Origin of the sequence: Rhodococcus sp. USK10, from assembly GCF_019378875.1 — a bacterium.
GTDB lineage: Bacteria > Actinomycetota > Actinomycetes > Mycobacteriales > Mycobacteriaceae > Rhodococcus_F > Rhodococcus_F pseudokoreensis.
The window spans coordinates 6,278,355-6,304,914 of sequence record NZ_CP076048.1 but is presented as its reverse complement, the minus strand read 5'-3'; the positions used below and the strand labels follow the sequence as shown (position 1 = coordinate 6,304,914).

Here is a 26,560-nt window from a genome sequence, read left to right as displayed (position 1 = left end):
TAAGTACTCACGGGTGGCGGAGCCGCTCGAGGTGCTCGGCGCTGATCCGGGCGGCCTTCTCTGCGTCGCCGTCGGCGATCGCCTCCACCAGCAGTCGGTGGGCGTCCGCGTCGGGCTGACTGCTCGCGGTCATCTCCCGCACGTCCATCAGGTCGAGCATGGCGTCCCGCAGTCGCGGGACGAACGTCTCGAACAGTTCGGTCAGCACCGGGTTGTGCGCGGCCACCACGACCGCACGGTGCAGCGCGATGTCCGCGTCGACGAACGCGGCGGCGCCGGCACCGGACGCCGCGGACCGTGCGTCGAGTGCCCTTCGGAGCGCCTGCAGATCGGCCTCGTCGCGCCGGGTCGCCGCAAGCCTGGCCGCCTCGATCTCGACGGTGTTGCGCACCTCGACGACGTGCAGGATCTCCTCGGTCCGCAGCACCCGATCCCAGTCCTGGCGCGGCGACGACCTGCGGAGGAAGACTCCGGCCCCCTGCCGCGATTCGAGCATGCCGAGCCCCGCGAGCATCCGGACGGCCTCGCGCACCGTCGACCGTCCGACACCCAATTCGGCGGCCAGGGTGGTCTCGCCGGGAAGCTTGGCGCCGATCTCCCATTCCCCGCTGTCGATGCGCGAGCGCAGCAGGTCCGCCGCCTGGTCCGTCAGCAGGTGGCGTCGTATCGACGAGGTCACGCCCAGCTCCTCAGGTTGTCTGATGAGTGATTTTCTCCTAGTCTAGCGCCGTGGCGTTCCGTGGACTTCTCCTCCACTGCCGCGGCGGGGCCTGAAGGCCGGCACCCTGCCGCGGGGTTCCGTCGCGTCGGTCGTCTCGTTCACCCGAATCCGAGGAGAAGACCGCCATGACCGGCACCGTCCCCACGTGGAACACCCAGCAACCCTCCCCGATGCCCTCCGACCGCTACCGCGCGATCTGGGACCGCGTTCCCGTCCCCGACCTCGACCGCACGTGGCCCGCGCGACGCACCACCACCGCACCACTGTGGGTGCCCGTCGACCTGCGCGACGGCAACCAGGCCCTCGCCGAACCGATGGATCCGGAGCGCAAGCGCAGGTTCTTCGAACTGCTGATCTCGATGGGCTACAAGGAGATCGAGGTAGGCTACCCGTCCGCGAGCCAGACCGATTTCGACTTCGTCCGCGACCTCGTGCGCCTGGACCTGGTGCCCGACGACGTGACGATCGTCGTCTTCACCGCCGCCCGCGACGATCTGATCGCCCGGACGTACGAGTCGGTCGAGGGACTGCCGAACGTCGTGGTGCACATGTACACCGCGACGGCGCCGACGTGGCGTTCCGTCGTCCTCGGCAAGGATCGGAAGGCGCTGCACCGGTTGATCTTCGATGCCGCGCAGGAGGTGGCACGCGGCGCCGGCGACCGTCCCGGCCTGCGCTTCGAGTTCTCACCCGAGGTGTTCAACCTGACCGAGCCGGACTTCGTGCTCGACGTCTGCAACAGCCTGACCCGGCTGTGGGACGCGAGCCCCGACCGCCCCGTAATCCACAATCTGCCTGCCACGGTGGAGGTCTCGACGCCGAACGTGTACGCCGACCAGATCGAGTACATGCACCGCCATCTGGAGGACAGGGATGCGGTCATCCTGTCGGTGCACCCGCACAACGACCGCGGCACCGGCGTCGCGTGCGCCGAACTGGCGGTGCTGGCGGGCGCGCAACGCGTCGAGGGCTGCCTGTTCGGCAACGGTGAGCGCACCGGAAACGTCGATCTGGTGACCCTGGCCCTGAATCTGCATGCGCAGGGCGTAGACCCGATGATCGACCTCTCGGACATCGATGCGGTTCGGCGAACCGTGGAGTACTGCAACAGGATTGCCGTGCACGAGCGGCATCCCTACGCCGGCGACCTCGTGTACACGGCGTTCTCCGGCACCCATCAGGATGCGATCAAGAAGGGGTTCGCGGAGCACCGGGCGTCCGCGGAGGCCGCCGGGCTGGATCCCAGGCGCGCGCCGTGGGCGGTGCCGTACCTGCCGATCGACCCCGCCGACGTGGGACGCGACTATCAGGCCGTCATCCGCATCAACAGCCAGTCCGGCAAGGGCGGCATCGCGCACCTGCTGCAGAGCGAATACGGCATCGCCCTGCCTCGGCGGCTCCAGATCGACTTCGCCGCCAAGGTGCAGGAGGCGGCGGACTCGTCGGGTCGCGAGATCACCGCCGAGCAATTATGGACGCTGCTCTGCGCCGAATACGGCTACCGGGGCGGCCTCGGCCGGTGGTCCGTCGAGCACGGCCCGGACGGCGACCGGCTGTTCGTCGTGTTCGACGTCGACGGCGTCGAAGTGTCGGGTGAGGCGGTGGCCACCGGCCCCGTCGAGGCGATGACCCGCGTCCTCACGTCGAAGGGGCTGGACGTGGACGTCCTGTCCTTCACTCAGCACTCGCAGCGGTCGGGCAGTGACAGCGCGGCGATCACGTTGGCGGAGTGCCGCGTCGGCGACCGGACTGTGTGGGGCATGGGCGCACACCAGTCGGTGACGGCCTCGGCGATCCGGGCGGTGTATGCGGCGGCTACGCCGCCCGTGAGTACTTATTAACGTCCCGCGCTGGCTGTCAGCATGGTCGTGAGACACCTGGCAGTCAGCGTGGGGAGCGGAGTTCCCTGTGACCGACATCGACAGCTTTCCGATCGGGCGTGGTCCGACGGGTAGGCGTTCGTTTCCGATCGCGTTCCGGATCGAGGTGCTGCGCCGGTGGGACGAGTGCACCGAGCACGGCGCCAAGACGCGCCTGCTGCGTGAGTTGAACCTGAGCAAGAACCACGTCACTGCGTGGCTTCGCGCGCGGGAGAGCGGACAATACACGCAGGCGATGGTCGCCGCGGCAGAGAAGTCGAGGAATTGGATGGACAGTCGGGATCGGGCCGAGCTGGCGCGGCTGCGCCGGGAGAACACACGGCTCAAGGCCCAGGTGGAACAGGCGGAGACCGCCCAGGAGATCCTGGGAAAAGCGTTCGAGCTCTTGCAGGGGATCACCAAGCGCTCGAACGAGGACCCATCTGCGATCCCACCGGCGTTGATGAGCGCGAACGAGTACGCGCAGTGGCTCGAGCGAGAGAAGCTGTCCTGATCGACACCGTCGGGGTGTTGGTCCGGGACGCGGCGATGCCGGTCACCGCGGCGTGCGCCCTGCTCGGTGTGCCGCGGTCGAGTTACTACCGGCGCACCCGCGGTTACCGGCACTACGTTCCGGTCACCGAGCCGGTCCCGCACGTTCAGCGGCGGCAGCCCGCCGCGTTGTCCGACGACGAGCGCGCCCGGATCGTCGAGTTGATCCTGGCCGAGGAGAACACGGATCTGTCTGTGGTGCAGGTGTATTGGCGTTCTTTCGACGCCGGGTTCGTCGCGTGTTCGGAGTCGACGTTCTACCGGGTGGCGCGTGCGCAGAACTTGACCGGGGACCGTCGCCGCACCCGGCGGGCCACGGCCGCGGCCCGCCGGGCACCGGTCGCCCGGGCCGGTCGGGCCGGGCAGTTGTGGTCGTGGGACATCACGATGTTGCACGGTCCCCGCAAGCAGGACAGGTATCTGCTGTACCTGGTGATGGACGTGTTCTCGCGGTTCCCGGTGGCCTGGCGGATCGAGTACGCCGAGGTTCCCGAGTTGGCGGTGCAGATGTTCGCCGAGGCGTTCGAGGCGTTCGGGGTGCCCGAGGTGGTGCATGCCGACAATGGTCCGTCGATGCGCTCACATGCCCTGATCGCCGCCCTCGACGAGGCGGGCGCGTGCCGGACCTACTCACGACCGAGGGTCAGCGATGACAACCCGTTCTCCGAGTCGCTGTTCAAGACCATCAAGTACGACTTGTCGTGCCCGCTTCGGTTCGACGACATCGACCACGCGCGGCGATGGACCGAGACGTTCATGACCCGCTACGCGCTCGAACACCGGCACAGTGCCCTGGGCCGGCACACCCCCGCATCGGTGTTCCTCGGCCTCGACACCGAGGAACACCGCCGCCGACAGCACCGGCTGGACCAGATCTGGGCCGAACACCCCGAACGGTTCCGCGGCCGACCCCTGGCACCACACCCGCCACAACCGACAGGCATCAACATCAACCAGAACCTGTCTCAGACAGGTTGACAACTACCGCCCGCGGTTAACAAGTACTCACGGGTGGCGGAGCCGCAAAGCCTCCGCCACCACGTCCGGTCTGTCCTCGGGCATCAACGTGTAACTGTCCTCGACCTCCCGCAGTCGGGCGTTCGGGTACAACTCGGCCAGCCGCCGACCGTGGTCGCGGGGCATCACCTTGTCCTCGACCGCCCACAGCACGAGGACCGGCCGGTCGAAGTTCCGGTTCGCTTCCGCCCATTCCAGCAGCGTCGACTTGGGCGGCAGCGACGTCGTGTACTTGCGCAGGTCCCGGCGTATCCGGCGATCGGTGGTCGCGGGGCGGAACCAGCCGTCCATCACCGCTTTCGGTACGGGACGCTTGCTCATCCAGCCCCACGCCGCGGGAGCGCGGCGCATGGCCCGGAATCGCAGCGCCTGCATGGTCAGGGCGAGGCCACCGGGAACCGCCGCCGCGAGGCCGATCGCACGACCGGGAATCCCCGGCGGATAGTTGTCGAACGCCTCGCACGGGGTGAGGACGAGGGCCCCCACGCGGCTGGTGTCGCCGAGCGCGATCAGCACCTGCGCGCCGCCCCAGTCGTTCTGCACGAGCGTGACGTCGGTCAGGTCGAGCCGCTCGAGGAACTCACCGATGAGCAGTCCGAGGGCGCGTAACGAGAGGTCGGCGTCGGCGCGCATCGGAATGCGGTGCGCGCCGAGTGGGAGCGTGGGGAGAACGCAGCGGAAATCCGGGACGAGTCGCTCCACCACGTGCCGCCACGCGGTGCCGTCGATCGTCAGGCCGGAGATGAACACGAGGACGGGGCCGTCGCCTCCGGTGTCGTCGTACTCGACGATGCCTGCGGAGAGTTCGATCTGCTTCATGGCGCTCACTCCACTTGATAGATCGTTCTACTGAGAATCAGGTTACGATGGGGTGCGCACCGAGCGCAACGGTCGGAGGCAGAAAAGTGAACGACACCAAGGCCCGGATCCTCGGCACCAGCAGCGACCTGTTCCGCCGCAACGGCTACACCGGGACCGGACTCAAGCAGGTCGCGACGGAGGCCCGTGCCCCGTTCGGGTCGATCTACCACTTCTTCCCGGGCGGAAAGCAGCAGCTCGGCGAGGAGGTCATCCGGACGTCGGGCGAGGAGTACGCGCGGCTGGTGTTCTCCATCCTCGACGCGCATCCCGACATCCTCGAGGGGATCGAGGTCGGGTTCCGGCTGGCGGGCGAGACCCTGGTGGCCACCGATTACGCGGACGCCTGCCCCATTGCCACGGTCGCACTCGAGGTCGCGAGCACCAACGAGGTGCTCCGCGTCGCCACGGCGGATGTGTTCACGAGTTGGATCGACTCCGGCAGCGCGCTGCTGCGGTCCCGCGGGTTCGGCGAGGCCGATGCGAGGCGCCTGATCCTTGGATTCGTCACCAGCCTGGAGGGCGCGTTCGTGCTCGCCCGCGCGCTCCGCAGCACCGAACCGCTCGACGCGGCCGGGGCCACCGTGCTCGCCGCCGCGCGCGCCTGCCTCCCCCCACGTGAGTGAGAAAGCGTCCCCGGACACGCTTCGCCACTCACCTGCCGGATGTGATGGAGGACATATGCCGAAGGTGGAAGAAATCCCCGTCGGCACTAGTTGAATCAGCAAGAACTTGAACATTCAATTACTTGCGTCGACGATCCGAGGAGTTTTCATGACCACCGCCACCGCCACCCTCCCCAACCTCACCGCCGGAACCTGGGCCATCGACACCGTCCACTCCACCGTCGGCTTCTCCGTCCGCCACCTCGTGGTCAGCAAGGTCCGCGGCACGTTCAACGACTTCGCCGGCGCGATCACCGTCGCCGAGGACGGCACCACCGCCGTCACCGCCGAAATCCAGGTCGCCTCCATCGACACCAAGAACACCGACCGCGACGCCCACATCAAGTCCGCCGACTTCTTCGACGCCGAGCAGTACCCCACCGCCACCTTCACCTCCACCGCCGTCCGCACCAAGGGCGACGACTACGTGATCGAGGGCGACTTCACCCTCCACGGCGTCACCCGGCAGGTCGAGCTCGCCCTCGAGTTCAACGGCGTCAACCCCGGCATGGGCAACGGACCGGTCGCCGGCTTCGAAGCCACCACCGTCCTCAACCGCAAGGACTTCGGCATCACCATCGACATGCCCCTCGAAGGCGGCGGCGCCGTCGTCGGCGACAAGATCACCATCACCCTCGAGATCGAGGCCGGCCTTCAGGCCTGACCCACCCGCACCACCGGAACACCCGCGCCCCGTCGTCCACCCGGACGACGGGGCGCAGTCGTCGTGAAACCGATCGGGCGGAACGCCGCGTCGACACCACCTCTAGGCTGGCGGTGTGAAGAAGTACCTCCCCGCTCTCGCCCTGGACGTCGTCCTCGTCATCGTGTTCTGCGCCATCGGCCGCCGCAGTCACGACGAAGCCAACGCCCTGACGGGCCTGGCGACCACGGCCTGGCCGTTCCTGTCCGGCCTGGCGGTCGGCTGGCTCGCGACCGTCGCGCTCTACCGCGACAAGTTCGACGCGTTCCTCATCGTCCCGACGGGCATCGTGGTGTGGTTGTCGACGCTCGTGGTGGGCATGCTGTTGCGCGTCGTGAGCGGCCAGGGAACGGCGTTCAGTTTCATCATCGTGGCGGGCACGGTTCTCGCGGTGTTCCTCCTCGGCTGGCGTGCCGTCGCGAAGATCGTGACGAAGACCCGCGCCACCACCTGATACCGGCGAATCCGCCCCGACGGCACACGAACTTCCGCTCGAGGTGAGACAGTTTTCCCATGAGTGACACCATCGATCCGGCCCGGGACGAGCGGCGGTCCGACCGCGGTTTCTTCGGCCAGCCGTTCGCCCTCGCGAACCTGTTCGGCGTCGAGATGTGGGAGCGATTCTCCTTCTACGGGATGCAGGGCATCCTGATCTATTACCTCTACTATTCGGCCTCCGAAGGTGGCCTCGGAATCGCCGAATCGTCCGCTACCAGTATCGTCGGTGCCTACGGCGGCACGGTGTATCTGTCCACCATTCTCGGCGCGTGGATCGCCGACCGGCTCCTCGGCTCCGAGCGAACCCTGTTCTACAGCGCCATCCTCGTCATGCTCGGCCACATCGCCCTGGCGGTGTTCCCGGGCCTGTGGGGTGTGGGCATCGGCCTGGTCTGTGTCGCGTTCGGCAGCGGTGGGCTCAAGGCCAACGCCACGTCTCTGGTCGGCGATCTGTACGACGAGCACGACGAACGCCGCGACGCCGGATTCTCCATCTTCTACATGGGCATCAACATCGGCGCGCTCGTCGGCCCACTGCTGACGGGCTGGGCCCAGGACGCCATCGGCTTCCATGCCGGCTTCGCGCTCGCCGCCATCGGTATGGCGCTCGGACTGATCCAGTACACACTCGGCCGCAAGCGCCTCCGGGGCATCGGGGCGGAACCGCCCAATCCCCTTCCCCGCGCCCAGCGGCCCAAGTGGATCGCGATCGGCGCCGCCGCGATCGTGGTGATTGCGGCCCTGTCCCTGACCGGGGTGATCACCGCGGCCAACATGTCGGACATCGTGGTCGGCCTCACCATCGTCGCGGCGATCGGCTACTTCGCGATCATGTTGTCGAGCCGCCGCATCACGGCCGTCGAGCGCAGTCGCGTCTACGCGTTCATCCCGATGTTCATCGCCAGCGCCGTATTCTGGTCGCTCTTCCAGCAGCAGTTCACCACCGTCGCCGTGTACTCGGACAAGCGACTCGACCGCAACCTGTTCGGCTGGGACTTCCCGCCGTCGTGGGTGCAGTCCATCAACCCGGTCTTCATCATCATCTTCGCGGGTGTGTTCGCCGCCGCATGGACGAAACTCGGCCCCCGTCAGCCGTCGTCGCCGATCAAGTTCGCGGCCGGCACGATCATCATGGGTCTCGCGTTCCTGGCGTTCATCCCGATGTCGGGTGGCGGCGCGAACAGCGCACCGCTGCTGGGTCTCGCAGGCATCCTCCTGCTGTTCACGTTCGCGGAACTGCTGCTGTCGCCGGTCGGTCTCTCACTGTCGACCAAGCTGGCGCCCGAGGCGTTCCACACCCAGATGGTGGCGTTGTTCTTCCTGTCCGTCGCACTGGGCACCGCGATGGCGGGCACGCTGGCCAAGTACTACGACGAGAACAACGAGGTCCCGTACTTCACCGCAGTCGGGCTCGGTTCGATCGCCGTGGGTGTGCTCCTCGCGATCGGGGCACCGTGGATCAAACGTCTGATGAAGGGCGTGCACTAAAACCGTCTGCGTTGAGAAACCGTCTGGGCCGAGAAACCGTCTCAGCGCACCCACAACCACACGGCCAAGCCGAATCCCGCCATCGAGATGACGACTCGGAGGATGGACGGCGGTATCCGCCTGACCACGGGCGGGCCGCACCATCCACCGGCCAGGGCACCGATCGCCATCGCGGCGGCGGCGCCCCAGTGGACGGGGCCGAAGGCCGCGAACCCGATCGCGGCGACCAGGTTGGCGACGCCGAGGAGAAAGCTCTTCAGGATGGTCGCGCGCCAGATCTTCTCCGACGTGAGGATCAGGGCGATGGCGAGGAAGATGACGCCGGCGCCCGCACCGAAGTACCCGCCGTAGATGGCAACGACGAACAGTGACACCGAGTAGGTGCGGGGCATGTCCCGCCCGCCCGCCAGCGCACGCAGGCGGGGTTGCAGCAGCAGCGCCAACGCGGCGAACGCGACCATGAACGGGACGATCGCCTCGAACGACCCCGCGGGCGCCAGCAGCAGGATTCCCGCGCCGACCAGGCCGCCGGCCGCCGAGTACAGCGCCCAGCGCCACAGCTTGGGACCGGTGTCGGCGACCTCCCGCGTCGAGTTGGACAGCGCGCCGACGCCGACCGCCACCATCGCGACCGTGTTGGTCACGTTGGCGGTCACGGGCGGTAGACCGACGGCGAGGAGTGCGGGATACGACACGATGGACGCCAGGCCGGTGACGAACCCGACCAGTCCGGCGAAGAACCCCGCTACGACGAGAAGACCGATATCAAGCAGGGACACAAGGTAGAAACTTACCCTTGCTCACTTACTCCCTCAGCGCGGACGGTCCGCCCGTCAGCGCGGACAGTCCCCGCCCTGTCAGTTCGCCGGCTTCGCCATCTCACGGAAGAGCATGTCGGTCATCTTCACCGCGCGGTCGCCACCGTCGGCGTCGGCGACGAAGACCGCAAAGGCCAGATCGCCGCGTGAGCCGTAGAACCAGCGGTCGTCGCCGCTCGCACCGTTCATGCCCATGAGGTCCGGGTAGCCGTTGAGGAACGACGCCCCGCCCCGCACGACGTTGTCGCGCATCATGCCCCGCAACTGGTCGTTGATGTTCGCCGGAAGCGGCTGAGCGGCCACGTCGGTGGTGCCCGGCTGCCCCTGGACGATCATCGGTGCCGGCGCGCTGCCCCGTGCGATCGACGCGGCCAGCATGGCCATCCCGAACGGCGTCACGGCGGGCAGGTCGCTGTCCTTGCGGTTCATCACCTGATTCATGCCCGACTGGTCGGCGGTGAAGACGGCGGTCTGATGGTCGAGGCCCGGGATCTTGTAGTTCATGCCGAGCCCGAGCTGATTGCCCGCCTTCTCGATGTCCTCGATCGACAGCGAGGACGGGTCGACGCCCTTCTGCAGTCCGGCGGCCCTCTTCACCAGGTCGAGGTTCGATCCGGCGTTGTAGAGACCCTGGAACGCGATCGGCCCCTGCTCCATCGCCTGGTTGTTCTGCGCGGCGGCCAGAACGGCGCCGGAGGACGGCTGGATCGCGACGATCGCCGCGGGCGTGCCGACGCTGACGACGGCTTCCTCGGCTGCCAGCTGCAGGTGGGAGTCCACCGTCGCCACGATGTCCGGTCCGGGCGGGCCCTGGAAACCGGCCTGCGGGATGAGCGTGCCGTCGGGGTCGACGAGGTGGACGGCCCAGCCGGCCGTCTCGTCCCGGTTGGCCTGCCACACCTTGCGCAGCGGATCCAGCAGCGGCGTCGTGATGCGCCGATCCGACGTGATGAGCTTCGGCGTCTTGATGGTGACGACGCCGGGGATCGCGAGGTCCTCCTCGAGGAATTGCCAGTCCTGGTCGCGCAACAGCACGGCGGTGACCTGCTGGCCGGGCTTCTCTGCCATCTCCGCCATCATCGAGTCGGCCGTCACGAGGGGAGCCACCGGCTCGAGGACCTCCGCCAGACGCCGGGTGGTGGCGACGGGATCGGGCATCGTCGCGGGATCGAGGGTGACCGAGTTGATGGTCTGCTCGTTCATGAGCAACCCGCCGACAGCGTCGAAGACCCGCGGCGGTGCGGCGTCCGTCCGGTCGTAGCGGACGACGCGCCCGTTGCCCAGGTCGGGAGCCAGGATCGACGGATCCCAGGAGATGCGCCAGCCGACGGACAGGTTCCGCACGCCGCCCTGAACCTGATAGGTCCAATCCTTGCCCTCACCGAAATGCCAAGCGGCACCGACGGTGAAGAAGCCGGAATCCGAGCCGAGATCCATGAACTGGGTCACGTCGAACTTGGCGTCCTCGGGATGGAGGCCGTCGAACATCTGCTGAATCGCCGTCTCCGCGGCGTTGGGATAGGAGGTTTGCGCTGCAGCGGCAGCGGCATCGCCCTCGTTGAGTGCGTTGACGAAATCGTCGACGACCGACTGCGCGGTCGCCTCCTCTTTCGACAGCACGCACGACGCCAGAATTACCGCCAGAACGACAGCCGACGTCAGGGCGATCACGTATCTGTTACGGCGGCCAAGCGATCGTCCATTCCCCATGTCCACCATCTTGCTTTCAGTCACATGCGTAACAAGCACCATTTGCCTACGAAGGAGTTACGGTTGAGCCACAACTTATCCCCGAACAGCAACGCGTGAACGGGTTTATCGAAGAAAACGCCCCGCAGCCTGCACAGCAGGGGCCGAACTGTCACCTGTTGCAATAAAGACGGCAAATGCTAGGTCGTCCTTGATTCCGACGAACCAGCCGTGAGCGGGACCACTTCCGGACTCGGCCGTGCCCGTTTTGCCGAGAAGTCCCGGAATGTCCTGCAGCGCAGTAGCGGTACCTCCCGTCACAGTTTCGCGCATCATCGTCCGGAGGTCGGCCGTGACGTTCGCAGGCACGGCGGGCGCCGTCTTGTCGGCGGCGCCGGGCTGTCCCTGCACGATCATCGGCGCCGGCGTGGAACCGTCCGCGATCGATGCGGCCACCATAGCCATCCCGAACGGCGACGCAGTCACCTGCCCCTGCCCGATACCGGACTCGACCCGGGCGGCGGGACTGTCGGCGATCGGCACGTTGCCGGTGACGGTGGTCAGTCCGGGCGTGACGTAGTCGACGCCGAGCCCGAACTGCAGCGCAGCCTTCTGCAGGGCGTCGGGCGGCAACCCGACCGCGAGCCGTCCCATGGTGGTGTTGCACGACCGCGCGAACGCGGTGTGCAGCGGGACCGCGCCGAGGTCGAATTCGTCGTCGTTGGGGATCTGCCTGCCCTCGATGTTCTCGGTGCCGGGGCAGGGCAGGACGGTGTCGGGGGTGGCGGCGCCGGCCTGCAGCGCGGCGGACGTCGTCACCGTCTTGAACGTCGATCCCGGCGGGTAGAGGCCGGTGAGCGCGATCGGGCCGAGCGCGTCGGCCGGGGCGTTCTGCGCGACCGCGAGCACCTCACCCGTGGAGGGTCGCAGGGCGACGATCGCGGCCTGCTGCGGGACGTCGGCGAGCGCCCGTTCGGCGGCCATCTGCATCGGGAGGTCGAGGGTCGTCGCGATGTCGGGGGCGTCGGGGCCCTGCTCTCCGGCGACGCTCTTCGCCGAACCGTCCTGACCGACCAGTTGCACCGCCCAGCCCGCGGACGCGTCCTGACCCTGTTGCCACAGGTCGCCGAGCCCCGCCAGGGTGGGCGAGGCCAGCGCCTTGTCCGTGCTGAGCAGCCTGGTCTGCGGGGCGAGCGTGACTCCGGCGAGTTGCCGCAGCTGCGGTTCGATCGGCGCCAGGTCCTCGGCCCGCAGCGAGATGGCGGTGACCGGCTTGCCCTGGGCGCCGGCCAGGTCCTGCTGGAGCGAGGCCGCGGTGATGGTCGGCGCGATGGGCGACAGCAGCGACGCGACCGCAGCGGTGTCGGCGCCCTGGTCGAGGTTGACCAGCGTGACGACCTGCTGTTCGAGGATCGGGGCGCCACCCGCGGCGAGGACCTTCGGCGGAGTGCCCGTCGTGGTGGTGTACCGGACGGTGGTGTCGTCGGTGAGTCCGGGTGCGAGCACGGCCGGGTCCCAGACGATCTTCCAGTCGTCGCCGTCCTTGGTGGCGTTGCCGGTGGTGCTGTACTTCCATTCCTGCCCCGGGGCGAACGGCCACGACACGTCCATCGTGAACGTTCCGCCGTCGTCGCCCGACTCCTGCACGTCGGTGCGGGTGTACGTGCCGTCCTTGTTTCCGAGCCCGTCGTACATGGCCGTGATCGCGGCGGTGGCGGCGGCCGGATCGGTGGTGAGTGCGGCGGCGGCCTGCACGTCGTCGCTGTTCAGGGCGTCGGCGAACTGCTGCGACACGGTGTCGGGCTGGTCCGGCCCGAAGAGTCCGCAGGCGGAGAGCACCGTCGCGAGGACGGCGATTCCGGCGGTCGCCTTCCGGGTGGGGGTGGGACGGATGGGGCTGTGACGAACGGTTGAGGTGCGCACGGACTCGATCATGCCTGACGTGGTGGCGCGCTTCGAATAATCGGTGTAATCATGTAATCAGTGCTGCATCACAGTGATGGTGGCACCCGGCTCCCAGGAGGACGCCATGAAGAACGCACAAGGTCCGGGCCCCCGCCGCTTCGGCCGCCCCGGTGGATGGCAGCAGGCGGACGTCCCCGACGCGAGCGACGCGGCCGAGTGGTTCGCCGGCCGCCTCCCCGACGACTGGTTCACCGGCCCCGCGACCATCGAGGTCGACCGGGAGGAGATCGTGGTGGTCGGCGAGTTGCCGCCCGTCGAGTCCGCCGAATCCGGTTCCGAGGCCGCGATCGAGGGGCGCATCTCGCGCTTCCGCGAAACGACCCGGGGCGATCGGATGCGCATCGCGGACGAGGCCGAGCGGCGCTACGGGCGCAAGGTCGCGTGGGGCGTCAGCCTCGACGACCACAAGACGCTGTTCACCCACCTCGCCGTTCCGGTGATGACCCGGCTCCGCCAACCCGAACGCAAGGTTCTCGACACGCTCGTCGACGCCGGTGTGGCGCGGTCGCGGTCGGACGCGCTGATGTGGACGGTGCGCCTGGCAGGCCAGCACAGCGAACAGTGGCTGGCCGAACTGCGCGAGGCCATGGCGAAGGTGGACGAACTCCGGGCCGACGGCCCCCAGATTTAATTCGATTGCGCGGGCATCGGCGGCGTCCTATCGTGAACGTCACCGATGCGCACCGGGCGCGTCAGACAGAGGGGAACGGTCCATTGCTCCTGACGAGGTAGTCACGCGAGTCTTCATCCGCACACACCTCGGGAGTACTCCATGGCCCAGTCACATCTGTCCCTGTCCGACCTCACGTTCACCTGGCCCGACGGCGAGCCTGTCTTCGACGGCCTCGACGCCGTCTTCGGCCCCGGACGCACCGGCCTGGTGGGCCTCAACGGTTCCGGCAAATCCACGCTGCTCCGGCTGATCGCCGGGCGCCTGTGTCCCGACCGCGGGTCGGTGACGGCGCAGGGCGAGGTGGCGTACCTGCCGCAGGACATCACACTCGACCCCACGCTGAAGATCGACCGGATCCTCGGCATCGACGATCTTCGGGCGGCGTTGCACCGCATCGAGTCCGGCGACGGCACCCCCGAGGATTTCGATGCCGCGACCGGCCGCTGGGACATCGAGGAGCGGGCCGTGTCGACCCTGCACCGGCTCGGTCTCGAGCGGGTGCTCGGCAGCACGTCCGACCTCGACCGCACCGTCGGCACCCTGTCCGGTGGTGAGACCGTGCTGCTCGGGCTCACCGCGCAACTGCTGAGGGAACCGGAGGTGCTACTACTCGACGAGCCCACCAACAACCTCGACGGCGCGTCCCGCAGCAAGCTCTACGAGGTGGTGCAACAGTTTCCGGGCACGTTGCTGGTAGTCAGCCACGACCGTGCCCTGCTCGATCTCATGACGTCCATTGCGGAACTGCGCGGCGGCGAGATCCGCATGTTCGGCGGGAACTTCAGCGCGTACCAGGAGATCGTGGAGGCGGAGCAGGAGGCCGCGCGGGCCGCGGTGCGCGACGCCCGCAGCGACATGCAGAAGCAGAAGCGGGAACTCGTCGAGGCCCGCATCAAGATCGACCGCCGTAAGCGGTACGGGCAGAAGATGTTCGAGAACAAGCGTGAACCGAAGATCGTGATGGGACTGCGGAAGCGGCAAGCACAGGAGTCGGCGGGAAAGCTGCGGAACAATCACATCGCGAAGGTCGACGACGCGCGGGATTCGTTGACGGAAGCGGAGAGCGCCCTGCGGGACGACCGCGAGGTGCGCATCGACCTGCCCGCGACGGAGGTGTACTCGGGTCAGGAAGTGGTCTCCGTCCGGGACCTAGGCCTGCGCAGCGGACAGCAGGTGACGCTGGACGTGGTCGGTCCCGAGCGGATCGCCCTCGTCGGACGTAACGGCGTCGGAAAGACGACCCTGCTCGACGCCGTCGTGGCAGCAGGACCGCGGGTGCCGTTCAAGGCCCTGCCGCAGCGACTCGACGTGTTCGACGAGTCGCTGACGGTCGCCGAGAACGTGGCCGCGGCGGCGCCGCACGCGTCGCAGGAACAGATCCGCGCCCAGCTGGCCCGGTTCCTGTTCCGGGGCAACGATTCCGATGTTCTCGCGTCCGCGTTGTCGGGCGGGGAACGGCTGCGCGCCGCCCTCGCGACCATCCTGCTGGCCGAACCCGCCCCGCGACTGCTGCTGATGGACGAGCCGACGAACAACCTCGACCTGCCGAGCCTCGCGCACCTCACGCAGGCGCTGCGCAGTTACCGCGGCGCGCTGATCGTGGTCAGCCACGACCGGCAGTTCCTCCACGACATCGGTGTCACCCGGTGGCTGGAACTGACCGGGGAGGCGCTTCGCGCTTGTGCGCCTTTCGGGTAGTCCCGGCTACCAGAAAGGCGCACGGGCGAGAGCTATTCGGCGACGCCGATGTCCTCGTGCCAGAGTGCGGGCCTGCTCTCGATGAATTCGGCCATCAGGTCGATGCAGTGCTGATCGCGCAGAACGGTCACGTCGACGCCGTTCTCGCGGAGCCATTCGTGACCGCCGGTGAACGTGACGCTCTCCCCCACGACGATCGCGCCGATGTTGAACTGCCGGACCAGTCCGCTGCAGTACCAGCACGGCGACAGGGTGGTCACCATAATCGTCGAGCGGTAGTCACGCTGGCGCCCGGCGGCACGGAACGCGTCGGTCTCCCCGTGGACGGACGGGTCGCCGTGCTGGACCCGCCGGTTGCGGCCGCGGCCCAGCAGGGTTCCGTCGCCGGCGAACAGCGCGGCCCCGATCGGGATTCCGCCCTCCCGTTTGCCGAGTTCCGCCTCGGCGATCGCGACGGCCAGCAGTTCCTCGGGATCGAGCGCGGGATTCGGGGGAATCGGCATGCCACCAGTATCGCCCCCGACCTGTGCGCCCGAGTGCACTCCGCGAGTCGGCCGCGACGCGCGTGCTGCAGACTGGGCGGGTGCAGCACGCTACCAATCCCGTCGACGGCGTCCGGATCGCGTACCAGACCGTCGGCGACGGGGAACCGCTCGTCCTCGTCCACGGCACGGCCCTCTCCCACGCGATCTGGCGCGGATTCGGTTACGTCGCCGCGCTGCGTGATCGGTACCGGCTGATCCTGGTCGATCTGCGGGGCCACGGGCGCAGCGACAAGCCGCACGACGAGGACGCGTACGCGATGGATCTGCTCAGCGGCGACGTCCTGGCGGTCCTCGACCACCTGGAGCTGCCCAGCGCGCACGTGCTGGGGTATTCGCTCGGCGGCCGGGTCGCGCTGGCGTTGGCGGTCGGCGCGCCCGAACGCCTGGAGAGCCTGATCGTCGGCGGTGGCAGCAGCCTCCCGCAGGCAGGCGCGTTCGACCGGCTGTTCTTCCCGGGCTGCATCGACGTCCTCGAGCGGGACGGTATGGAGGCGTTCCTGGGGCAGTGGAATGCCCGGCGCGGGTGGCCGATCGACGCCGGGACGCGGGCTGCGTTCATGGCGAACGACGCGAAGGCGCTCGCCGCGTACATGCGGCGTTCCGGTGTGGAGCCGGGGGTCGACGACGACGTCCTGCGCCGGATCGCCGTCCCCACTCTGCTGTTCGTCGGCTCGAACGATGCTGAGCGGATCGGCGACACCCGGCGGGTGGCGGCGCTGATTCCCGGTGCGTCGCTGACGATCCTGCCCGGTTTCGACCATTCGACGGCGGTGGCCGCGAGCACCGAGGTGCTCGCGGCCGTCGAGCCGTTTCTCGCTGCGGTGTGACCGCTACACCCATTCGACCAGTTGGATGATCACCCCGTTCGGGTCGCTCATCTGGAAGTAGCGTTCGCCCCACGGCTCGGTTTCGATGGGCGTCACGATCGGGACGCCCTCCGCCTGCAGTCGCTCGTATTCGCCGTCGATGCCGTCGACGACGAGTGCGATCAGCAGCCCCTGGCCGGCGTCACCGGCGATCCGCGCGGGTTTGAACGTCTCCAATCCGGTCTTCAGGAAGACCAGATTGAAGCCGACGTCCGCACGCTTCAGCGACACGAAGCCCTCGGCGGCCATCTCCTCGACGAAGCCCAGGTGGGATTTGGCGAACTCGGCCGACGCGACGGGGTCGGCGACGTTCAGCGACAGTGCGCTCGCGGTGACCTTCACGGTGGTGTCCTTTCGTTGACGACACCCCACTAACGTACGCCGTACGACATTTGTTCCCGGGGTCCGGACCTCACATCGCCAGCAGGCCCTTCGCGATGTGCGTCACCTGGATCTCGTTGCTGCCGGCGTAGATCATCAGCGACTTCGCGTCGCGCGCGAGTTGCTCGACCCGGTACTCCGCCATGTAGCCGTTGCCGCCGAACAGCTGCACCGCCTCCATCGCCACCTCGGTGGCGGCCCGCGAGGAGTAGAGCTTCATCGCCGACGCCTCCGCGAGGCTCACCCGATCCCCCGCCGCCGTGCGCTCGATGGCGTTGAAGACCATGTTCTGCACGTTGATGCGCGCGATCTCCATCTCGGCCAGCTTGAGCTGGACGAGCTGGAACTGGGCGATCTCCTTGCCCCACAGCGTGCGGGACTTGGCGTAGTCGACGCAGAGCCGGTGGCACTCGTTGATGATGCCGAGTGACAGCGACGCGATACCGATCCGTTCGGCCGCGAAGTTCTCCTTCGCGCTGGACTTGCCGTCCGACTTGCCGCCGTCCTCCGTCTCGCCGAGCAGTCGGTCGCGGGTGACGCGCACGTTGTCGAAGAACAGTTCCCCGGTGGGCGAGGAGTTCATGCCCATCTTCTTGAACGGCGCACCCTGCGTGAGCCCGTCCATGCCCGCGTCCAGGACGAACGCGAGGACCTTCCGGTCGCGGCGATCGACGGACGAGTCCCCCTCGTCGAGTTTCGCGTAGACGACGATGACGTCGGCGTAGGGACCGTTGGTGATGAACGTCTTCTGCCCGTTGAGGATGTAGTCGTCGCCGTCGCGGCGCACGTAGGACTTCATGCCACCGAACGCGTCCGAGCCGGAGTCGGGCTCGGTGATCGCCCACGCCCCGACCTTCTCGAACGTGACCAGACCGGGCAGCCAGCGCTCCTTCTGCGCCAGCGTCCCGCGACTGCGGATGGTCCCCGCCGCCAGCCCGAGACTCACCCCGAGCGAGGCGACGAGCCCGAGGCTGACGCCCGCCAGTTCGGCGTTCATGATGACGCCCATGCTGCCCGCGCCGCCGAGGCCGCCGGATTTCTCCTCCTTCGCGCCGGATGCCGCGTCGCCGCTGCGTTCGCGGTCCAGGGACTTCGTGAGCGCCTCCCGGGCCATCTCGTCCAGGCCGAAGGTGGCGAAGAGCTTGCGGATGATGTCGAACGGAGGCAGCTCACCGGTCTCCAGCTTGTCGACGTGCGGTCGAATCTCCTTGTCGATGAAGCCGCGGATCGCGTCGCGGAACATCAGGTCGGTATCTGACCACTCATACATGCCGGGCACTCCAGTCGCCGAGAGACAAAGGGTTGCCGCAAATATAGAACACGTTCCTATTCTTGGACAGGTGTGCCTGACGGAATCATGCCGAGCCACCTTCCGTTTCACCGATCCCGAGCCACGTCGACCGCAACCGGTCGAGGGTGCCGTCCGCGGCCAGGGCGCGCTGCGCCGACTCGATGCGGTCGCGCAGCGCGTGATCCCCGGTGCGGACGGCGACGGCGATCTCCTCCCGGGAGATGCCCCGTTCGACCACCTCGACGTGCGGGCGGTCCCGGACCAGCCAGGTGAGGACCGGCGCGAGTTTCATGACGGCGTCGCATCCGCCCGAGGACAGGTCGTCGAGGGCCTGCCCGATCCGGTCGTAGGCGTACACCCGGATCGCGCCCGCGCGGCCCTCCGCGACCAGTCGCTCCACGATCGGCTGACTGGTGTTGCCGTGCTGGACACCGACGGTCAGGCCGCGCAGGTCGTCGACCCCGCACACGCCCGGATGCCGGGACGTGTCGACGGCGAGGGACTGACCCGACACGAGGTACGGGGCGCAGAAATCGGCGCGCTCCCGCCGATCCGGCGTCACGGTGGTTCCCGAGGCGATGCAGTCGAATTCGCCGTCCGCCAGTGCGTCGAAGATTCCGTTGAAGTCGGTGCCGCGGTACGGGACGAGCGACCAGTCGAGGCCGAGTTCCCGCGCGAGCGCCCGCGTGAACTCGACGTCGAAACCCGCAGGCGCCGCACCGTCGCGGAACTCGAACGGCGGGTCGGGCAGGGCCGAACCGACCCGCAGTACCTTCGCTGCCGCCGTCATGTCGCCCCTCTCCGCCGTGGCGAATGCCTACGAGCCGATCAGCCCCAACCGCTGTGCCAGCCAGGGCAATTCCTTCTCCAGCCCGGCGGACCACACGGCGAAGCTGTGCCCGCCCGGCACTTCCACGTACTGCACGTCCATGCCGGCGTTCTTCGCGGCCTGATAGACCTTCTGCGCCCCCGGCTTGTAGGCGTCGTCGTCGCTGCCGATCACGAAGACCCCGGCCGTGTCCGGGTATTTGTTCGACGCCATCAGGTCGAGCGGATTGACCTTCTTGAACGCCGCCTCGTCACCGCCGAATCCATCGTCGATGGTGCGCTGGTGGTCGCCGAGGGTGGGCGCTTCCTGACCCGAGATGTCGAGGAACGTCGGATACACGTCGGGATAGTTGGTGGCCATCTGCAGCGAGCAGGTGCCGCCGTAGGACAGGCCGCCGATCGCCCACGCCTTCGGGTCCGGGTTCACCTGCAGGTTCGACTTCACCCAGGCCGGAACGTCCTTCGCCAGATACGTGGCCACGTTGCCCAGCTTCGAATCGGTGCACAGGGGGTTCGCGATCTGCGAACCGGTGCCGTCCGCCACCACCACGATCGGGGCCAGCCCGTCGTGTTTCGCGGCGAACTCGTTCATCGTCGTGGCGAGCTTGCCGCCGGCGAACCAGTCCTCCGGCGAGCCGGGCTGACCGGCCAGCATCACGAGCACGGGCAGCAGCGGGCGCGGATTGGCGAAGTAGGCGGGCGGCAGGTAGATCTCGGCGTCGCGGGCACCGAACCCCGACGCCGTCCCGGGAACGGACGCCGTCAGCACCCGCCCCTCGGACGGCATCCCGGGCGGGGCTGTCCACGACGCGTCGAGCGGTGTTCCCGTCACCACGTTCTCGGTGGCGCTGCCGAGGTCGTTCATCTGGACCCGGTCGAACGGTTCCGCCCCGAATGCCGTGCCCACCGTGGGGTAGGCGTCGAACACCAGGTTGACCTGCGTCGCCGACGCGAGGAGGACGGCGACGACCGCGAGCACCGACACGACGGCGGCCTTCACCGTCCGGCCGGCGCGGATCCGCGGCACGAGCAGGATGATCGCCAGGAGCCCCAGACCGATCCACACGTAAATGGAGATCTCGATGGGGTCGGGGAACGGCCGGAGAACCTTCTCGACCATCACGTACAGGACGACGGTGACGACCACCGACACGGCCAGGCAGATCGGAATCGCCTTCCTGCGGTACCACGGTGCGCGGGCGGCGAGCAGCCACACGACACCGAGCGCACCGATCACCGTGAGGATCCAGGGCAGAGGCCCGGTGATCACGCTGAGGTCGCTGAGCCAGTCCACCTCACGAAGCCTAGAGCGCGAACCCGCACTGCGTCGGCGAGTCGGAGCGACCGTTAAAATTGTGGGCGTGACATTCATCAAGGTGTGCGGTCTGCGTGACGAGGCCTCCGTCGATCTGGCCGTGCGCCTCGGCGTGGACGCCGTGGGTTTCGTGTTCGCCGACAGCGTCCGCCGGATCTCGCCCGACGACGCCGCACCGCTGGTCCGCCGGGTCACCGGCCACACCGTCGCGGTGGGCGTGTTCAAGGGGAGTTCCGTGCCGGAGGTGATCGAGGTCGCCCGCGCGGCAGGTCTCGGCACCGTCCAGGTGCACGACCTGACCTCCGCCGACGACGTCACCCGGTTGCGGGAGGCGGGGCTCGGCGTGATCCGTGCCGTCGTCGCCGGTGACACGTCGGGCGATTTCGGAGCAGACCGCATCCTCGTCGACGGGGCCACCGCCGGGGCCGGCGTGCCCTGGGACTGGGCGAACCAGAGCAGACCCGACGGCGAATGGATCCTCGCCGGCGGGCTTCATCCGGACAACGTGCGGACAGCCGTCGACGCGACCGGCGCGTGGGGTGTCGACGTGTCGAGCGGCGTCGAATCGTCCCGCGGGGTGAAGGATGCGGCGCTGATCGAGCAGTTCGTCGCGGCCGTGCGGTCCGGCGACTGAGTCAGTTGATTCAGCGCGGCATCCCGGCCACGGAATCCTCCACGTCCCACGACGCGAGCACCGTCCGGATACCGACGACCAGCGCGAGCGGCTGATCGATCATCACGTGGTGTCCGGCGTCGGGGATCTCGACGACCACCGCGGTCGGCCCGAACCGGCTGCGCATGCTGTCCATCATCTCGTCGGTGACGATTCCGTTCTCGGCGCGGAAGTAGGCGAGGCGGCAGCGCGGGTCGGATGCGCCCAGATGGCCGCTGCCCTCGCGGGAGAAGAACGAGGAATCGAACTTCCACGACCACCCGCCGTCCACCTCCTGCATCGAGGTCTCCGCGACGTGGCGCAGGACGGCGGGCACCGCGGTGTCCTGCGGCGGGACGAACCGGAACCGCTCCAGCGCCACCTCCCGGGACGGGTAGACCTTCTTCGGACCGAAGGCCCGCTGCTTCCGCGCTTCTTCCTCTTCCGGTGTGCGCGCGAGGACGGGCGAATCGATCAACTGGACACCGGCCAGGTCCTCGCCGAACAGTTGCGCGGCCACGTACGACACCATGCCGCCCATGCTGTGCCCGACCAGCACCGGTGCCCCCGAGATGCCTGCCGGTTTGGCCACGGCGAGTGCTTCCTCCGCCCACCGTTCCAGTCCGTATTCCGGGCGGCGGTCGCTGTCACCGTGCCCGGTCAGGTCGAGCGCGACGACGCGGCGGCCCGTGGCCAGCATGGGTGCCACATTGTCCCACCACCGGCTGTGGGCGGCGCCGCCGTGGACGAGCACGAGTCCGGGAGTGCCCGTCGGACCCCACGCACGGTAGTGAACCTCCGCGCCGGCGACGTCCACGCGGCCGATGTCGACCGGGGCCGCCACTGCCGTCGTGAACCATTGGGGCGCGTCCGACTGCTCGTTGCTCATTCACCGAACATACCGATCACGGGCGGACGCTCTCGGCCGCCCTATAGAAGGTCCAGCATGGCCGCGACCGCGCGTTCGACCACCGGGAACCTGTCCGGGGCCAGATCGTGCCGGGCGCCCTCGAGTTCGACGAGCGTCGTCGGTGCGGGGATCAGTGCGAGTGCCGACCGCATTTCGTCGGGAGTCGCGAACGGGTCCTTCGACCCGTGCACAACGACGGCCGGGGTGTGCAGGCCGGGCAGGTGTTCGGTGCGGAGCTTCTCCGGCTTGGCCGGTGGATGCAGCGGGTACGACAGCAAGAGCAGGGCGTCGACGAGACCCGGACGCTCCGAGGCCAGCATGGACGCCTGACGCCCGCCGTACGAGTGCCCACCTGCCCACACCGGCACCGGGACCAACTCCCGCATCACGGACACCGCGGCCGCGATGCCCTCCCGGTCCTCCGCCGCCTTCGACGGGTGCGGCGGGCCCGACGCGCGGCGCAGCCGGAACGGGAGGTCGAACCGCAGGACCACCACTCCCCGCTCCACGAACCCCTCGGTTACGGCACGCAACAGCTTTGTGTCGCAGTCACTTCCCGCTCCGTGCGTCAGGACCAGCCCGGCCGACGCGTCTCCCGCGGGGCGGTGGAGATGTCCACGCACGCCGTCGCGTTCCAGCAACTCGCTCATGCGGTTCACGGTAGTGGAAAGCCGGGCCGTGCCGGCATTCCACTACAGGGCCGTTCCGTGCCCAAAATTCCGCATTGATTGCGATTGGCTCACGGTCTGTTTGCCGTGTTTGCGGGCTGGGTACTTCAACAACACGACTGCTGGGAGTAGCCAATGGACACCATGACCATCATCTGGATCATCGTCGCGATCGTCGTCGTACTCGCCGTGGCCGCGATGCTCATCGCGGCATCGCGCAAGCGGAACGAGCGCCGCCACCAGGAGGCCGACAGCATCCGCGCGAAGGCGCAGGAGCAGACGTCCGTCGTCGAGAAGCGCGAGGCGCTGGCGGAGGAGACTGCGGCGAATGCACGGAAGGCCCAGGCAGAGGCGGAGGCGAAGGCCGCCGAGGCCAAGAGGTTGCAGGTCGATGCGCAGACCCACCAGAACACGGCGACCACGTCCCGTGACGACCTGAAGCAGGAATGGAAGAGGGCGGACGAGCTCGATCCCCAGGTCAAGACGACGGGTGCCGCGTCGAACGACGCCCGCACGACCGATCCCCGGGCGGCGGACGCTCGGACCACGGACGTCGGACCGGCCAACGCCCGGACCGACGGCACGAGTTCCACGAATACCCATGGAGCACACGCGAAGCCGACCGACACCTCGTCGACGTAGCGTTCGAATTCGATAGGCACACCGGCCCGGGCCGGTGCCCACACGGGAGGTCGGAAATGCGTATCGGACGGCTCCTGTCGTTGATCGTGATCATCTGGCTGATCATCGGCGCCATCGCCGTGTTCCAGCGCGGCTATTTCAAGGACGCGCAGGCCGATTGTGCCAGCGCCGGAACGATAGCCGTCACCGTGATCGCCGGACCGCTCAACTATGCGGGCGTGAACCCGAAGATCGATTGTGAAGTGCCGCAACCGAGTCAATAGCTCCTAGCAGTCAACGGAAAGAGGGAAGACCGTGATCGTTCTCGGAATCATCCTGCTCGTCATCGGCCTCGTCGCGGGGATCTCGATTCTCACGACGATCGGAATCATCCTGCTCGTCATCGGCCTCGTACTCCTGCTGCTGGGCACGACGGGCCGCGCGGTCGGCGGCCGGAAGTACTGGTATTGACGTCGGCGACCGTGCCCGATCATTGACATTATCAATGATTGATAGATAGGTTCCTTTCGGGTATGCAGGCGTGCTACGCACGGCTGCCGACGAAAGGAACCTATCAATGTCTCCGGTTGCACTGGCACGGAACATCTTCGACGCCGATCACGACGCGTTCCGGGACACGGTGCGCCGGTTCGCCGAACGCGACGTCGCGCCATTCCTTCGCGAATGGGCCGATGCGGGGCAGGTCGACCGGGACGTCTACCGTCAGGCCGGCAAGCTCGGACTCCTCGGGATCAACGTCGAGGAGCGATTCGCCGGCGGCGGAACCGACGACTTCCGTTTCAACGCCATCGTCATCGAAGAACTGTGCCGCGTCGGGGCGCCCGCCGTGGTGATGGGCCTGGCCGGCATCAACGACCTCGTCACGCCCTACCTCGCCTCGCTGGCGAACGAGGAGCAGAAGCACCGATTCCTGACACCCCTGTGCACCGGCGAGAAGATCGGCGCGATCGCCATGACCGAGCCGGGCGCCGGGAGCGACCTGGCCGCGATCTCCACGACCGCCGTCGTCGACGGCGACGACCTCGTCCTGAACGGCACCAAGATTTTCATCAGCAACGGCATGCTCGCCGACTTCGTGATCGTCGTGGCCAAGACGGATCCGGCCGCAGGGAAGAAGGGCATGAGCTTACTGGTGGTCGAGGCCGGAATGGGCGGATTCACCCGCAACGGGCCGTTGCACAAGGTCGGGCTGAGCGCGCAGGACACCGCCGAGCTCGTGTTCGACGGCGTCCGCGTCCCCCGCGAGAACGTCCTCGGCGAACCGAACGAGGGCTTCGGCTACCTGCGCCACAATCTGCCCCAGGAGCGCCTCAGCGTGGCCGTCACGTCCATGGCGTCGATGCGACGGACGTTCGACCAGGCCCTGACGTACAGCTGCGACCGCACGGCATTCGGCCGGCGGGTGGCCGACTTCCAGGTCAACCGTTTCTACCTCGCGGAACTCGCCACCGAGATCGAGATCGCGCAGTGCTTCACCGACCGCTGCATCCTCGACGCCGCGCACGGCACGCTCGACGAGGTGACCGCGGCGATGGCCAAATGGTGGATCACCGAGCTCCAGCAGCGGGTCGTCCAGCGGGCGGTCCAGCTGCACGGCGGCTACGGATACATGCGCGAGTACGACGTCGCGCAGGACTATCTCGACTGCCGCGGCGGCCCGATCTACGCCGGCACCACGGAGATCATGAAGGAGATCATCGGGCGTCGGCTTACGCGGCCCTGACGGGTCCCGTTGCTCGCGAGGGTGATTCACGCGACGGGTGCCCCGGGCGTCCGCCCGCGATCGCGATCCCGAAAGCGTTGGCGATCTCTTCCATTGACATCTTCAATGATTAATGTTTAATTGTGATCCGCGCTACACGCGCGCCCCGCTCTGTTGTCCCACGCTCGGCCAAGGAGTATCGATGACGGTCACCGCCACCGCCGGCACCATGTCGGCCACCCGACGCAAGAAGGAAGTTCGCAGGGTGATCCTGTCGAGCTACCTGGGCAGCACCATCGAGTTCTACGACTTCCTGCTCTACGCCACCGCGGCGTCCCTCGTCTTCGGTCCGGTGTTCTTCGCCGGCCTGGACCCCCTCGCCGCGACCATCGCGTCGATGGGGACGTTCGCCGCCGGCTATGTCGCACGCCCGCTGGGCGGAATCGTCTTCGGCCACTTCGGCGACACGGTCGGCCGGAAGGCGATGCTGCTGATCTCCATGACCGTCATGGGCATCGCCTCGTTCGCGATCGGGCTCATTCCCCCGCCGGAGATGATCGGGTCCTGGGCGGCGGTGCTCCTCGTCCTCCTCCGCGTCTGCCAGGGACTCGCCGTCGGCGGCGAATGGGGTGGCGCAGCGCTGATGTCGCTCGAACACGCCGAATCCGGCAAGCGCGGGTTCGCCGCGGCCTTCACCAACGCGGGCGCGCCGACCGGTGCCCTGCTCGGCACCCTCGCCCTGGCGGCCGTGTCACTGCTGCCCGATGAGCAGTTCCTGACGTGGGGCTGGCGCATCCCGTTCCTGATCTCGGCGCTCATGCTGGCCCTCGGCCTGTTCGTCCGGTCCAAAGTGTCGGAGAGCCCGCTGTTCACGGCGGCGCTGAAGGAATCGGCCGAGAAGGAGACCACCCCGCCCATCGTCACCATCCTGAAGCGGCCCCGCGCGGTCGTCGTGGCGTCGATGAGCTGCATCGCGAGCTTCGGAATGCAGACCGCGTTCACCACTTTCGCCATCACCTACGCCGTGTCGAGCGGCGCCCAGCGATCCGACGCGCTGCTGGCGTTCTCCCTCTGCCAGTTCTGTGCGATCTTCCTGGTCCTCGGATCGGCGCGACTGTCCGACCGGATCGGCCGCAGGCCGGTCATGCTCGCGGGTCTCGCTGCGATGATCCTCAGCGTCTACCCGCTGTTCCTGCTGCTCGGCACGGGACAGTTCCTGTTCATCGCACTCGCCTTCGTCGGGTACACCATCTGCCACTCGGCCACCTACGGGCCGATGGCCGCATTCATCTCCGAGCAGTTCGGCACCCGCGCCCGCTACACCGGCGCGTCGCTCGGATACCAGCTGGCCACGCTCGTCGGCGCGGGATTCACCCCCGTCATCCTGGCGTCGCTGTTCGCGTCGTCCGGCAAGTCGATCGTCCCGGTCGGGCTGTTCGTCATCGCACTGTGCGTGGTCAGCGCCGTCTTCCTTCTCGCGACGAAGGAAAGCAAGGACAACGACCTGAGCGCCGACACCCCGTCGGCCTGACCCGAGCCCGAGAGTAGTTTCGAAG

28 protein-coding genes are annotated in these 26,560 nt (G+C 68.0%); 16 read left to right on the top strand and 12 right to left on the bottom strand.

Features of this window, described 5'->3' with window-relative positions:
• Positions 1 to 7: 7 nt before the first annotated feature.
• Positions 8 to 679 carry a FadR/GntR family transcriptional regulator gene (locus I1A62_RS36000; protein WP_219456979.1) on the bottom strand — a complete coding sequence of 224 codons (672 nt, stop codon included), beginning with the start codon at positions 677 to 679 and terminating at the stop codon, positions 8 to 10.
• 167 nt (positions 680 to 846) lie between these two features.
• On the opposite strand from I1A62_RS36000, the gene I1A62_RS35995 reads away from it, so the two are divergent.
• The 3 genes from I1A62_RS35995 to I1A62_RS35985 all read left to right on the top strand — a co-directional run bounded on the left by I1A62_RS35995 (position 847) and on the right by I1A62_RS35985 (position 4,110).
• Complete coding sequence (locus I1A62_RS35995; RefSeq protein ID WP_219456977.1) at positions 847 to 2,562, top strand: 2-isopropylmalate synthase; 1,716 nt, start codon at positions 847 to 849, stop codon at positions 2,560 to 2,562.
• Positions 2,563 to 2,629: 67 nt separating this feature from the next.
• Entirely contained in the window at positions 2,630 to 3,094 is a 465-nt protein-coding gene (locus I1A62_RS35990) for a hypothetical protein (RefSeq protein ID WP_307720204.1), read from the top strand.
• Positions 3,067 to 4,110, top strand: a complete 1,044-nt coding sequence (locus tag I1A62_RS35985) for an IS3 family transposase (RefSeq protein ID WP_257890617.1) — start codon at positions 3,067 to 3,069, stop codon at positions 4,108 to 4,110. The genes I1A62_RS35990 and I1A62_RS35985 overlap by 28 nt, the downstream gene beginning before the upstream one ends.
• Positions 4,111 to 4,137: 27 nt before the next feature.
• Here the strand turns inward: I1A62_RS35985 and I1A62_RS35980 are convergent, their stop codons facing one another.
• A complete protein-coding gene (locus I1A62_RS35980) occupies positions 4,138 to 4,968 on the bottom strand; it encodes an alpha/beta fold hydrolase (protein ID WP_219456975.1) in 831 nt (276 codons plus the stop codon).
• An 86-nt stretch (positions 4,969 to 5,054) separates the two neighbouring features.
• On the opposite strand from I1A62_RS35980, the gene I1A62_RS35975 reads away from it, so the two are divergent.
• From I1A62_RS35975 to I1A62_RS35960, 4 genes are all read left to right on the top strand, one after another.
• Positions 5,055 to 5,633: a TetR/AcrR family transcriptional regulator gene (locus tag I1A62_RS35975; protein ID WP_124392564.1), complete on the top strand. Its 579-nt coding sequence runs from the start codon at positions 5,055 to 5,057 to the stop codon at positions 5,631 to 5,633.
• 148 nt (positions 5,634 to 5,781) lie between these two features.
• Positions 5,782 to 6,336 carry a YceI family protein gene (locus I1A62_RS35970; RefSeq protein WP_219456973.1) on the top strand — a complete coding sequence of 185 codons (555 nt, stop codon included), beginning with the start codon at positions 5,782 to 5,784 and terminating at the stop codon, positions 6,334 to 6,336.
• 115 nt (positions 6,337 to 6,451) lie between these two features.
• Complete coding sequence (locus I1A62_RS35965) at positions 6,452 to 6,829, top strand: DUF3054 domain-containing protein (RefSeq protein ID WP_219456972.1); 378 nt, start codon at positions 6,452 to 6,454, stop codon at positions 6,827 to 6,829.
• Positions 6,830 to 6,888: 59 nt separating this feature from the next.
• On the top strand, positions 6,889 to 8,361 hold the full coding sequence (locus I1A62_RS35960; protein WP_072947545.1) for a peptide MFS transporter: 1,473 nt from the start codon (positions 6,889 to 6,891) through the stop codon (positions 8,359 to 8,361).
• A 41-nt stretch (positions 8,362 to 8,402) separates the two neighbouring features.
• On the opposite strand, the gene I1A62_RS35955 is transcribed toward I1A62_RS35960, so the two are convergent.
• From I1A62_RS35955 to I1A62_RS35945, 3 genes are all read right to left on the bottom strand, one after another.
• Complete coding sequence (locus tag I1A62_RS35955; RefSeq protein WP_087556780.1) at positions 8,403 to 9,140, bottom strand: sulfite exporter TauE/SafE family protein; 738 nt, start codon at positions 9,138 to 9,140, stop codon at positions 8,403 to 8,405.
• Positions 9,141 to 9,218: 78 nt separating this feature from the next.
• Positions 9,219 to 10,898, bottom strand: a complete 1,680-nt coding sequence (locus I1A62_RS35950; protein WP_219461618.1) for an NTF2-like N-terminal transpeptidase domain-containing protein — start codon at positions 10,896 to 10,898, stop codon at positions 9,219 to 9,221.
• Positions 10,899 to 10,994: 96 nt separating this feature from the next.
• Entirely contained in the window at positions 10,995 to 12,803 is a 1,809-nt protein-coding gene (locus I1A62_RS35945; RefSeq protein ID WP_124395231.1) for a penicillin-binding transpeptidase domain-containing protein, read from the bottom strand.
• 94 nt (positions 12,804 to 12,897) lie between these two features.
• On the opposite strand from I1A62_RS35945, the gene I1A62_RS35940 reads away from it, so the two are divergent.
• Positions 12,898 to 13,464, top strand: a complete 567-nt coding sequence (locus I1A62_RS35940; RefSeq protein ID WP_124395232.1) for a hypothetical protein — start codon at positions 12,898 to 12,900, stop codon at positions 13,462 to 13,464.
• A 141-nt stretch (positions 13,465 to 13,605) separates the two neighbouring features.
• The gene (locus I1A62_RS35935; RefSeq protein ID WP_124395233.1) at positions 13,606 to 15,204 is read left to right on the top strand and encodes an ABC-F family ATP-binding cassette domain-containing protein; all 1,599 of its coding nucleotides are present in this window, start codon (positions 13,606 to 13,608) and stop codon (positions 15,202 to 15,204) included.
• A gap of 32 nt (positions 15,205 to 15,236) precedes the next feature.
• Here I1A62_RS35935 and I1A62_RS35930 read toward each other — a convergent pair whose 3' ends face one another.
• Positions 15,237 to 15,707 (bottom strand): nucleoside deaminase, encoded by a 471-nt coding sequence (locus I1A62_RS35930; protein ID WP_124395234.1) that lies wholly within the window; start codon positions 15,705 to 15,707, stop codon positions 15,237 to 15,239.
• 62 nt (positions 15,708 to 15,769) lie between these two features.
• Between I1A62_RS35930 and I1A62_RS35925 the strand changes: the two genes are divergently transcribed.
• Positions 15,770 to 16,576 (top strand): alpha/beta fold hydrolase, encoded by an 807-nt coding sequence (locus I1A62_RS35925; RefSeq protein ID WP_124395266.1) that lies wholly within the window; start codon positions 15,770 to 15,772, stop codon positions 16,574 to 16,576.
• Positions 16,577 to 16,579: 3 nt separating this feature from the next.
• On the opposite strand, the gene I1A62_RS35920 is transcribed toward I1A62_RS35925, so the two are convergent.
• The 4 genes from I1A62_RS35920 to I1A62_RS35905 form a co-directional block, all read right to left on the bottom strand.
• A complete protein-coding gene (locus tag I1A62_RS35920) occupies positions 16,580 to 16,957 on the bottom strand; it encodes a VOC family protein (RefSeq protein ID WP_072947554.1) in 378 nt (125 codons plus the stop codon).
• A gap of 70 nt (positions 16,958 to 17,027) precedes the next feature.
• Positions 17,028 to 18,266: an acyl-CoA dehydrogenase family protein gene (locus tag I1A62_RS35915; RefSeq protein WP_219456970.1), complete on the bottom strand. Its 1,239-nt coding sequence runs from the start codon at positions 18,264 to 18,266 to the stop codon at positions 17,028 to 17,030.
• 85 nt (positions 18,267 to 18,351) lie between these two features.
• Entirely contained in the window at positions 18,352 to 19,077 is a 726-nt protein-coding gene (locus tag I1A62_RS35910; RefSeq protein ID WP_124395236.1) for an ABC transporter substrate-binding protein, read from the bottom strand.
• Between the two features lie 27 nt (positions 19,078 to 19,104).
• Complete coding sequence (locus I1A62_RS35905) at positions 19,105 to 20,409, bottom strand: esterase family protein (protein ID WP_219456967.1); 1,305 nt, start codon at positions 20,407 to 20,409, stop codon at positions 19,105 to 19,107.
• A 67-nt stretch (positions 20,410 to 20,476) separates the two neighbouring features.
• Here I1A62_RS35905 and I1A62_RS35900 point away from each other — a divergent pair, with 67 nt between their 5' ends.
• Positions 20,477 to 21,064 carry a phosphoribosylanthranilate isomerase gene (locus I1A62_RS35900; protein WP_124395238.1) on the top strand — a complete coding sequence of 196 codons (588 nt, stop codon included), beginning with the start codon at positions 20,477 to 20,479 and terminating at the stop codon, positions 21,062 to 21,064.
• Between the two features lie 10 nt (positions 21,065 to 21,074).
• Here the strand turns inward: I1A62_RS35900 and I1A62_RS35895 are convergent, their stop codons facing one another.
• Both I1A62_RS35895 and I1A62_RS35890 read right to left on the bottom strand, forming a co-directional pair.
• Positions 21,075 to 21,971 carry an alpha/beta fold hydrolase gene (locus I1A62_RS35895; protein WP_219456965.1) on the bottom strand — a complete coding sequence of 299 codons (897 nt, stop codon included), beginning with the start codon at positions 21,969 to 21,971 and terminating at the stop codon, positions 21,075 to 21,077.
• 41 nt (positions 21,972 to 22,012) lie between these two features.
• The gene (locus tag I1A62_RS35890) at positions 22,013 to 22,651 is read right to left on the bottom strand and encodes an alpha/beta fold hydrolase (RefSeq protein ID WP_219456964.1); all 639 of its coding nucleotides are present in this window, start codon (positions 22,649 to 22,651) and stop codon (positions 22,013 to 22,015) included.
• Positions 22,652 to 22,795: 144 nt separating this feature from the next.
• On the opposite strand from I1A62_RS35890, the gene I1A62_RS35885 reads away from it, so the two are divergent.
• From I1A62_RS35885 to couT, 5 genes are all read left to right on the top strand, one after another.
• Positions 22,796 to 23,302 (top strand): hypothetical protein, encoded by a 507-nt coding sequence (locus I1A62_RS35885; RefSeq protein ID WP_124395241.1) that lies wholly within the window; start codon positions 22,796 to 22,798, stop codon positions 23,300 to 23,302.
• 56 nt (positions 23,303 to 23,358) lie between these two features.
• Positions 23,359 to 23,565 carry a hypothetical protein gene (locus tag I1A62_RS35880; protein ID WP_072947562.1) on the top strand — a complete coding sequence of 69 codons (207 nt, stop codon included), beginning with the start codon at positions 23,359 to 23,361 and terminating at the stop codon, positions 23,563 to 23,565.
• Between the two features lie 31 nt (positions 23,566 to 23,596).
• Complete coding sequence (locus tag I1A62_RS35875; protein WP_005263616.1) at positions 23,597 to 23,752, top strand: DUF6131 family protein; 156 nt, start codon at positions 23,597 to 23,599, stop codon at positions 23,750 to 23,752.
• A gap of 106 nt (positions 23,753 to 23,858) precedes the next feature.
• A complete protein-coding gene (couH, locus tag I1A62_RS35870; RefSeq protein WP_219456963.1) occupies positions 23,859 to 25,025 on the top strand; it encodes a dihydro-p-hydroxycinnamoy-CoA dehydrogenase in 1,167 nt (388 codons plus the stop codon).
• 181 nt (positions 25,026 to 25,206) lie between these two features.
• Entirely contained in the window at positions 25,207 to 26,535 is a 1,329-nt protein-coding gene (gene couT / locus I1A62_RS35865; protein WP_124395243.1) for a p-hydroxycinnamate MFS transporter, read from the top strand.
• Positions 26,536 to 26,560: the final 25 nt, after the last annotated feature.